The organism is Cryobacterium sp. Sr3 (assembly GCF_004402835.1).
Taxonomy (GTDB): Bacteria; Actinomycetota; Actinomycetes; order Actinomycetales; family Microbacteriaceae; genus Cryobacterium; species Cryobacterium sandaracinum.
In genome coordinates this window covers 72,645-80,777 of sequence record NZ_SOFA01000039.1, presented here as the reverse complement: position 1 = coordinate 80,777, position 8,133 = coordinate 72,645, and the positions used below count along the sequence as shown (strand labels likewise).

Sequence of the window (8,133 nt, the reverse complement as noted above, 5' to 3'; positions counted from 1 at the left end):
GTCAAGCTGGTCATGTCTGACGCGCACACCGGCCTGAAGAAGGCCATCGGGACCGTGTTCCAGGGCGCCGGCTGGCAGCGCTGCCGGGTGCACTTCATGCGCAACGTCCTCGCCGTGGTCCCGAAGGGATCGCAGGACATGGTCGCCTCGATCATCCGCACCATCTTCGCCCAACCCGACCGCGAGCACACCGAGAAACAGTTCCACGAGGTGACCACGATGCTCTCCCGCTCGCACCCGAAGGTCGCCGCGATGCTCGTCGACGCGCAACCCGACCTCCTCGCCTTCGCCGCGTTCCCACGGCGACACTGGCGCCAGATCTGGTCCACCAACCCGCTGGAACGGGTCAACAAGGAGATCAAACGCCGCACCGACGTCGTCGGCGTTTTCCCCAACTCCGCGGCCCTGCTGCGCCTGGCCGGGTCGGTCCTGATCGAGCAGCATGACGAGTGGGAAGCCGGCGAACGCCGCTACTTCTCCGAAGCATCAATGCTCGAGCTGGCCACCATGAACAACCCCATCGAGGTCCTCGACGAGGCGGTGATCCTCCCCGAACTCGCCGCCGCCTAAGCTAGAACAGCTGACCCGCACGGTGTCGAGGAACTCCACCACTCCGCGGGACGTGACCTAGGGCAATCGAATGCCCGCGAGTCGAGGCGTGGTCGAGATGGAATTCGGTTTTTTGGGTTGGTGGAACTTTTGGGTGGTCGTTCAGGGTTTCCTTGTGGTTGGGATCATCGTGGCTCTGGCGTTCTTTATCCGCTGGGGGCGGCGCAAGAGCGCGATTCTTGAAGCAAACGAATCCACAGAAGGTCAGGGAGGCGCTGGCCACGGAAGGTAGTGGGCGGGAGGTGCCCCGCGTAGGGTTCCCAGAAGGGGAACGAAAAATAGAGAGGGTTTCGGCGTCCGCGACGGCCCTCTATTCCTCGTCTTTCGCGAATGCTCTGTCGAGTAGAGCCGCGGTCGCCGGGTTCACCAGCTCGCTCCGCTGCATATAGTGCTGCACCGTGATCTTCGTGTCCGTGTGGCCGAGCAGCTCCGCGGCGAGTTCGATGTTGGCGTTGGCATTGACTGCAGTCGCAACCGTGCGGCGGAACATGTGCGGGGTCACACCCTCGATCCCGGCTCCCCCGAGCACATGACGCAACTGACGACGCACGTTCGCGGTGGTCAGCGGAGTGCCGTCCGGGGACTGGAACAGCAGCTCATCCAGGCCCATGCTGCCGGCATTGGCAAGCCGCCGGCGGACCGCGTCAGCGGTGAATGTGGGCAGTGCAACGACTCGACGCGACTTTGCGGTCTTGGGATGGTCCTGCCGAAAGGTCTGCTCGCCGTTGCGGCTCACGATCGTACCGGCCAGGCGGATGAGCGGTATAGCGCTTGTGATGTCGACGTCCCGCCGGCGGATGGCCAGCACCTCGCCGATCCAAGCTGAGGTGCCGAGCATCACCTCGATGATCGCACTGAGCTGGCCGTCAGGCTTGGGCCCGGAGATGTGATTGACGGCGCTTTCCCACTGGGCGATCGCCGCGCGGATTACGTTCACCTCCGGGGCCGTGAGCGCATCGAGGATGTGGGGCTCACGGTACAGGCGGGCCACGTGATCCATTGGTTTGCTGGAGAGAATCTCATGCCGCACCGCCAACTCAAGCGCCAGCCGCAGAACGACACGACCATGCTCGGCCCGGCTGTGGGAAAGCTTGGCCAGCTGCTTGATGAAGTGATCGCAACGAGCGACGCCAATCTCTCGCAGCGTGAGACAGCGGGACACCGGGAGCACGAGCGTTCGCATGTTGCGCTCTTATAGATTCCGGGTCGTCTTCGACGATTCGATTTTCCATGTCGATGTCCTCGAACCAGTACGTCGCCAAGTCTCCGAACGAGCTGTCCGGCGTCAGCGACGTGTTCGTCGGCTGCTGCAGGTATCTCGTCGTGAGCTTGCTCTTCAGCGATCGCTCAGCAGCCCTGGCGGTGTCGCCGGTGGCCTGAACCTGGCGTGTCTGATCGTCCCAGTCCCGGTGCGCACCGCAATCCCGGAGGATCGGGATGAACCGAAAACGACGTCGGCGCCCCGGATGGGAAGGCCGTTTCAACGGCTCCAGGGAGGAGTAAAAGATGGGTTTGTGATGGGGTAGTCAAATCTCTAACCAAAAAAGTCCCGGAAACCCTTGAGTTTCCGGGACATTTGGTCGGCTGTTTACGAAAGGCAGTGGGGCACGGGTCTCGCAAGATCGCAGAGGGCGTTTTTCTCCACGATTTCTGGATTTTCCTCCACTTAACGAAACCTCTCTATGCCGCCGTGGCGAGATGGGGCATATCGACGTGAAGGAGCTCGGTCGTATCCCCGACGGCGGCGGTTGGCGGGCCCAGCCTGGTCAACCCGCACCAACCACACAGCCGGGCAGGTTCGGGTCAGTTATGACTACGTGCACGCTGTCATCGACGACCACACCCGCCTCGTCTACGCCGAAGTGCACGCCGACGAAACGGGCGTCACGGCTGTCGGCGTTCTCCTCCGCGCTAGCTGTACTGCCCAAGGAGGTTAGTTCAGCGCCTGATGGGCGGCGATCGCGAGAGATGCTTCACCGTCCGCTGCTCTCTTCAGAGCGGTGAAAAGCCGTTTCGGTTGGTCGTCACCGAATGTTTCGGAACCTCGTGGGAGTTTGCAAGGTCTAGATCAGTCGGCATCAGAGCAAAATTATGGGAGCCGAAGATCACCGTTGGCGGTCTTCGCCTCCCACTCGTAAGGGTTCAACCCTTCAGCGCCGTTTCGATCCAGTCGGCTGGAATGATGTCGGAGAATGCGGGAGCATCGTCCACCAACCCTGTTTGGAGGTGGAAGTCGACGGACTTCTCGAAACCGGATTCGGTGGGTTGTGAGCTGGCTGAGACGTGCGCCTGAATGATCGGGATCAGGGCTTCCAGGGTGGCGGGGTCCATGGCCTCTTCGTATAGGGCAAGGAGTCTTTCCACCTCGGCTGAATCGCTCACAATGAGTTGCTCGGCCCGATCGATGGCTCGGAGAAATGCTGCCACGGTTGGACCCTTCTCGTCCAAGACGTCCTGCGCTTCTACGCCTCAGAATCAGCCCGTCGAAACGCACTGCCAGCATGGATCCACGAATACGATCACCACAAAGCCTTACACCGCCATCGGAAAATACCCGCCCATCAGCCGCTTAACTAACGTCTCTGGGCGGTACATCTAGGTCGATGGCCAAGAACGATCCAGATTCATGCGTCGTGCATCTGCAAGCGGATTTCCATGGTCACGTCCTACCAGGTTGTGCAATTCATCGGCAGCGCGCCGGTGATCTTCTCGCAGTGACCACTCCTGGTAAGAACTGCCTGCCGAAGTGCCCGCTATTTGTTTGCAGACTCCAGCGCGGCCGCCATCGCGTCAATGCTCGCGGACGAGAGGGCGAAGTCGATTGCCATGACGCTGGCTCCGATAATGCCGGCGTCGGCACCGGCTCGAGATTGTGCCACGATGAGATGTTCCGTGGCCAGCGGCATCGTGCGCGAATAGACAACTTCGCGAACGCCGGCAAGAAGATGGTCGCCGGCGAAGGCGAGGGAACCCCCGATCGAGATGATGGAGGGATTCAGGACGCTGACGCAGGTGGTGAGGACTTCGCCGATATCGCGGCCCGCCTGTCGAACTGCCTGAATGGCGGCCAATTCGCCAGCCTTTGTGGCGGCCACCACGTCGCTGAGAACAGCGATGGACTTGCCGTTGTATTCGACTCCGGCGAGGGCTAGTCGCTGAGCCAACGCTGGTCCAGCGGCCATAGCCTCCAAACAACCGCTGTTGCCGCAGCGACAGGGCACGTTCTGACCGCGGGCGATTTGCACGTGCCCGATATCTCCTGCGATACCTTCGGCGCCCCGTTGGAGTACGCCGCTGCTGATAATTCCGGAGCCGATCCCCGTGGACGCCTTCAGAAAGATGATGTTCTCCATGTCGGGCCAGGCGAACTTCTGCTCTCCGAGCGCCATGATATTCACGTCGTTATCGACAAGGACGGTCGCTGTGAGATGGTGGTTGACGAAGCCAGGTACATCGAAGTCATCCCACCCTGGCATGATCGGTGGGTTCGAAGGGCGCCCGGTAGAGTGCTCGACGGGGCCAGGGAGACCGATTCCGATGGCGATCAGATCCGCTTCTTTGAGGCGGAGAGATGCGAGTTCTGAGCGAATTGTCCTAACCATCCAGCCGAGGCATGTTTCAGGACCATCCGCAATGATGATTTTTGACGATGTTCGGCCGAGGATCTCGCCTGCCAGATCTGTCAGAGCCAGGCTCGCTTGCGTTGCCCCAAAGTCCACGGCCGCAATCACACGGGCTTTGGGGTTGAGGGCTACTTGGGCTGAGGGTCGACCACCGGTAGAAACGGCATCATTGACAGGTGCAATGAGGCCCAGCTCAAGCAAAGTGTCGATGCGGAGCTGGATGGTCGATCGAGCCAAGCCCGTCATTGTCACCAATTCGGCCTTTGTTCGTGGCTGCCCATCTCGTAGGAGCTGAAAAAGGGCTGCGGCACTGAAGCCGTTGAATTTGATTTGAATCTCAGCCATCCCCGAATTTTACTGGCGCCGGACGCAACGATCTGCCCCTGATCTGGTTGTTATCGACAGTAGTTGATAACAGGTAGGTAACGTAATGTTGATTTTCGACAGAAGACCATTGTTCACTGTCATTATCGATCCACACACAGAATCACCATGAGATCAATGCCACAGGGCAGTGGAGCTTTACTTATGAAAGGCACATCGATGAAGATTGGCTACTCGACCATTACATGGGGCGGGGTCGTCGGGCATCCCTCCGGCGTCACGGCTGTGAAAGACCTCTTTTATCGTGCGAACGGCGATACCCTCGAAGCGATCTCGGACATCTCATCCGCTGGTTATCAGGGGACAGAGGTGTTCGACGGAGATCTCGCCGAATATGCGGATCGGCCAGACGTGCTGATTGATGCTTTCAAGAAGGCCAAGCTTGAGCTCGTTGCCGTCTACACCGGCGCCAACTTCATTTATGACGACATCCTCGAAGATGAGCTTCACAAAATCTCCCAGTCGGCCAAGCTCGCCTCGGAGTTCGGCGCCACCAGGCTGGTTGTGGGCGGTGGCGCCAAGCGCGCTCGAGGCGAGCAGCCAGACGATATGGCCAAGCTGGGTCGTGCCCTTGACCAGGTTGTGGAGATCGCCGCCTCCTTTGGTCTGGACTGCACCTACCATCCTCACCTCGGAACCATCGTTGAGGGGCCGGACGCCCTCGAACGGCTGATGGGTCTGTCCACAATCAAGTTCTGTCCCGATACCGCCCACCTGACTGCTGGTGGCGGAAATCCGGTTGAACTGATCGAAAAATACGCCGACCGTCTGGCCCACGTACACCTCAAGGACTACAAATACGCCACCGGTGATTTTCTTCCCCTTGGACAGGGAGACATCGATATTCCTGGCGTGATTGCAGCAGTTCGATCAGCTGGCTACGACAGCTGGCTCATGGTCGAACTGGATTCATACGATGGCGACCCCACCGACGCCGCCGTCATCAGTAAGCGGTACCTCGATGACGTTCTTGCCCACTAGCAACACGCTTCGAGACTAATCCCCCCTCTCCCACAAAAAGAAAGCTATTTCAATGAAGAAATCAATTGCAGCGCTTGCCCTCGGCACAGCGTTGATGCTTGGTCTTGGAGCATGCTCAACAGCAGCCACCGGAACCGCGAGCAGTGAAAACGCTGATGTGTCGGCGCAGGTAGACGCGGCACTGTCCGAATTGTCAGGACAGGTGTTGAGTGTTGGTCCGAACGGCGAAAAACCCGCGGGTTTCGATGCAACGACGCTGACCGATGACGAAGTTGCCAAGGTCAAGACCGGAAACTTCAAGGTCGCGATTGTTATGCACTACGCCGGAAACGACTGGTCCACTGCACAGGTGGAAGGGCTCGAGTCAGAATTCACTCGCCTGGGCATGGAAGTCGTTGCAGTGACAGACGCCAACTTCAAACCCGAGCAGCAGGTCTCTGACCTGGAGACCGTACTCGCGTTGAAACCCGACCTGATCGTGTCTATTCCCACCGACCCGGTGGCAACCGCTTCCGCGTACGCACAGGCTCGCGACGCAGGCGTGAAGCTCGTCTTCATGGACAACGTTCCTGCTGGTTTTGTCGGCGGCAAGGATTACGTTTCGGTTGTCTCCGCCGACAATAAAGGCAACGGTGTCGTATCAGCTCACCTTTTGGCCAAAGCTCTCGGCGGCCAAGGCGAGATCGGTCTCGTCTTCCACGACGCGGAGTTCTTCGTGACAGCACAGCGCTACGAGGGTTTCAAAGAAACGATTGCCTTGTACCCCGGCATCACCATTGTTGAAGAGAAGGGTATCGGCGGCCCCGACTTCGCTGGCGACGCGCAGGCAGCCACCACCGCCTTGCTGACCAAGTACCCGAACCTCGCCGGAATCTGGGGAGTTTGGGACGTTCCTGCCGAAGGTATCATGGCCGCTGCCCGTGAGTCCGGTCGCCCGGACCTGAAGATTGCAACCGAAGACCTCGGAACCAACGTTGCTATTGCTCTGGCCAAGGACGAGCTCATCGTAGGCCTGGGCGCTCAGCGCCCCTATGACCAGGGTGTAGCGGAGGCTCGTCTTGGCGCAGCGGCACTCATCGGCAAGGCAGACATTCCGAACTTCGTTGCCCTCGGCGCCCTCCCGGTGACGCACGAGAACGTCCTCGAATCGTGGAAGACGGTTTACCAGGTCGAAGCACCTGATTCGATCTCGAGCGCTTACACGAAATAAAACGCACTTCCAACCGTGGGACCGGCAGCAGACATTTCATCTTTTGCTGCCGGCCCCACGGACTTCACGCTTTGCCCGAAACAGCTAGGTTGCAGCCTTTCCAAAGCTTTCGCCTAAAACGACAAGGAATTCACAATGAAGAGAATCAATGTTGGCCTCATCGGCGGCGGATTCATGGGCAAGGCCCACTCGCTGGCTTATTCGGCTGTCCCCATGTTTTACTGGCCCACCGACATCATGCCGGTCAAACACAGCATCGCGGAGGCCACGGATGACCTGGCTTCAGACGCTGCGGCGCGCTTCGGTTTTCAGAAGTCCACAAGTGACTGGCGCTCCATCATCGATGACCCGGAGATTGACCTCGTTGACATCGCAACCCCTAATAATCTTCACGCGGAGATCGCCATCGCCGCTCTCGAAGCCGGTAAGCACGTCATCTGCGAGAAGCCACTGGCCCGCACAGTGGAAGAATCAGAGAGAATGTACGAAGCCTCGCGCGGAAGCGATCGCGTCCACATGGTGGCCTTCAACTACCGCCGAACCCCCGCTGTCGCTCTGGCGAAACGATATATTGACGAAGGCGCCATTGGGCGCATCCTGAACCTTCGTGCGACGTACTTACAGGACTGGTCGGCCGACCCAAACTCTCCCCTGTCGTGGCGCTTCAAGAAGTCAATTGCCGGTTCAGGCGCTGTGGGCGACATCCTGACCCACGTGCTTGACATGGCTCGTTACCTCGCAGGTGAGATCACCGAAGTGAGCAGTCTGACGGCCAACATCATCACGGAACGCCCCTTGCAGCAGGCTGGTGCCGACTCGCTCGGGAATTCCAAAACCGATGGCGGACCAATGGGATCCGTTGATGTAGAAGACGAGGTCTTGTCGCTTGTGAAGTTCGCCAGCGGAGCCATCGGTTCCGTAGAAGCAACGCGTAATGCCTGGGGTCGCAACAACTTCATCACCCTCGAAATCCATGGTTCGGAGGGGTCCATCGTCTTCAACTACGAGAACAGGGACGAACTTCAGGTCTGTTTCAAGAGCGATGAAAACGATCGTCGCGGATTCCGCACGGTATACACCGGCCCCAACCACCCCAATGGCGCCAATCTGTGGCCCATCCCTGCGTTGGGTATCGGTTATGGCGAAACGAAGATCATCGAAGCCCATGACCTCTTCACCGCTATTGCAGGTGGTGACCCTGTTCGCCCCGACTTCGGCGATGGCTACCAGGTTGCTTTGGTCGATCACGCCATTCTCAGCTCGGCAGCGTCCGGGCAGTGGGTTAAGGTTCCTCAGCTCAACCGCGAGACCGGAAGGGTCGAATAA

The 8,133-nt window shown here is 59.3% G+C and carries 9 protein-coding genes and 2 pseudogenes; 8 read left to right on the top strand and 3 right to left on the bottom strand.

Features of this window, described 5'->3' with window-relative positions:
* Both E3N94_RS13115 and E3N94_RS13110 read left to right on the top strand, forming a co-directional pair.
* A partial coding sequence (locus E3N94_RS13115; RefSeq protein ID WP_174776134.1) for a transposase occupies window positions 1-570 on the top strand: 570 nt, incomplete at its 5' end.
* An 88-nt stretch (window positions 571-658) separates the two neighbouring features.
* Window positions 659-841 (top strand): hypothetical protein, encoded by a 183-nt coding sequence (locus E3N94_RS13110; RefSeq protein ID WP_134341923.1) that lies wholly within the window; start codon window positions 659-661, stop codon window positions 839-841.
* Window positions 842-919: 78 nt separating this feature from the next.
* Here E3N94_RS13110 and E3N94_RS13105 read toward each other — a convergent pair whose 3' ends face one another.
* Window positions 920-1,792, bottom strand: coding sequence for a tyrosine-type recombinase/integrase (locus tag E3N94_RS13105; RefSeq protein ID WP_241986041.1), 873 nt, complete (start codon window positions 1,790-1,792; stop codon window positions 920-922).
* Window positions 1,793-1,839: 47 nt separating this feature from the next.
* Between E3N94_RS13105 and E3N94_RS17290 the strand changes: the two genes are divergently transcribed.
* Window positions 1,840-1,989, top strand: a complete 150-nt coding sequence (locus E3N94_RS17290; protein WP_241973162.1) for a hypothetical protein — start codon at window positions 1,840-1,842, stop codon at window positions 1,987-1,989.
* 312 nt (window positions 1,990-2,301) lie between these two features.
* Window positions 2,302-2,525 (top strand): annotated as a pseudogene (locus E3N94_RS17285) (IS481 family transposase); the annotation flags it as partial.
* Between the two features lie 226 nt (window positions 2,526-2,751).
* Here the strand turns inward: E3N94_RS17285 and E3N94_RS13100 are convergent.
* Window positions 2,752-3,036, bottom strand: a complete 285-nt coding sequence (locus tag E3N94_RS13100; RefSeq protein ID WP_134341922.1) for a hypothetical protein — start codon at window positions 3,034-3,036, stop codon at window positions 2,752-2,754.
* 30 nt (window positions 3,037-3,066) lie between these two features.
* Here E3N94_RS13100 and E3N94_RS17280 point away from each other — a divergent pair.
* Window positions 3,067-3,208: pseudogene (locus E3N94_RS17280) on the top strand (IS481 family transposase); the annotation flags it as partial.
* Window positions 3,209-3,362: 154 nt separating this feature from the next.
* Here E3N94_RS17280 and E3N94_RS13095 read toward each other — a convergent pair.
* Window positions 3,363-4,577, bottom strand: coding sequence for an ROK family protein (locus E3N94_RS13095; RefSeq protein ID WP_134401397.1), 1,215 nt, complete (start codon window positions 4,575-4,577; stop codon window positions 3,363-3,365).
* Between the two features lie 198 nt (window positions 4,578-4,775).
* On the opposite strand from E3N94_RS13095, the gene E3N94_RS13090 reads away from it, so the two are divergent.
* The 3 genes from E3N94_RS13090 to E3N94_RS13080 all read left to right on the top strand — a co-directional run bounded on the left by E3N94_RS13090 (window position 4,776) and on the right by E3N94_RS13080 (window position 8,133).
* Window positions 4,776-5,597, top strand: a complete 822-nt coding sequence (locus E3N94_RS13090) for a sugar phosphate isomerase/epimerase (protein WP_134341921.1) — start codon at window positions 4,776-4,778, stop codon at window positions 5,595-5,597.
* 52 nt (window positions 5,598-5,649) lie between these two features.
* The gene (locus E3N94_RS13085) at window positions 5,650-6,807 is read left to right on the top strand and encodes a substrate-binding domain-containing protein (protein WP_104100458.1); all 1,158 of its coding nucleotides are present in this window, start codon (window positions 5,650-5,652) and stop codon (window positions 6,805-6,807) included.
* A gap of 135 nt (window positions 6,808-6,942) precedes the next feature.
* Window positions 6,943-8,133 carry a Gfo/Idh/MocA family oxidoreductase gene (locus E3N94_RS13080; protein WP_104100457.1) on the top strand — a complete coding sequence of 397 codons (1,191 nt, stop codon included), beginning with the start codon at window positions 6,943-6,945 and terminating at the stop codon, window positions 8,131-8,133.

Bases quoted from the DNA above. Each gene is read 5' to 3' on its own strand.
- E3N94_RS13105 (WP_241986041.1), bottom strand. From the start codon at position 1,792: ATGCGAACGCTCGTGCTCCCGGTGTCCCGCTGTCTCACGCTGCGAGAG.
- E3N94_RS17290 (WP_241973162.1), top strand. From the start codon at position 1,840: ATGTCGATGTCCTCGAACCAGTACGTCGCCAAGTCTCCGAACGAGCTG.
- E3N94_RS13095 (WP_134401397.1), bottom strand. From the start codon at position 4,577: ATGGCTGAGATTCAAATCAAATTCAACGGCTTCAGTGCCGCAGCCCTT.
- E3N94_RS13090 (WP_134341921.1), top strand. From the start codon at position 4,776: ATGAAGATTGGCTACTCGACCATTACATGGGGCGGGGTCGTCGGGCAT.
- E3N94_RS13085 (WP_104100458.1), top strand. From the start codon at position 5,650: ATGAAGAAATCAATTGCAGCGCTTGCCCTCGGCACAGCGTTGATGCTT.
- E3N94_RS13080 (WP_104100457.1), top strand. From the start codon at position 6,943: ATGAAGAGAATCAATGTTGGCCTCATCGGCGGCGGATTCATGGGCAAG.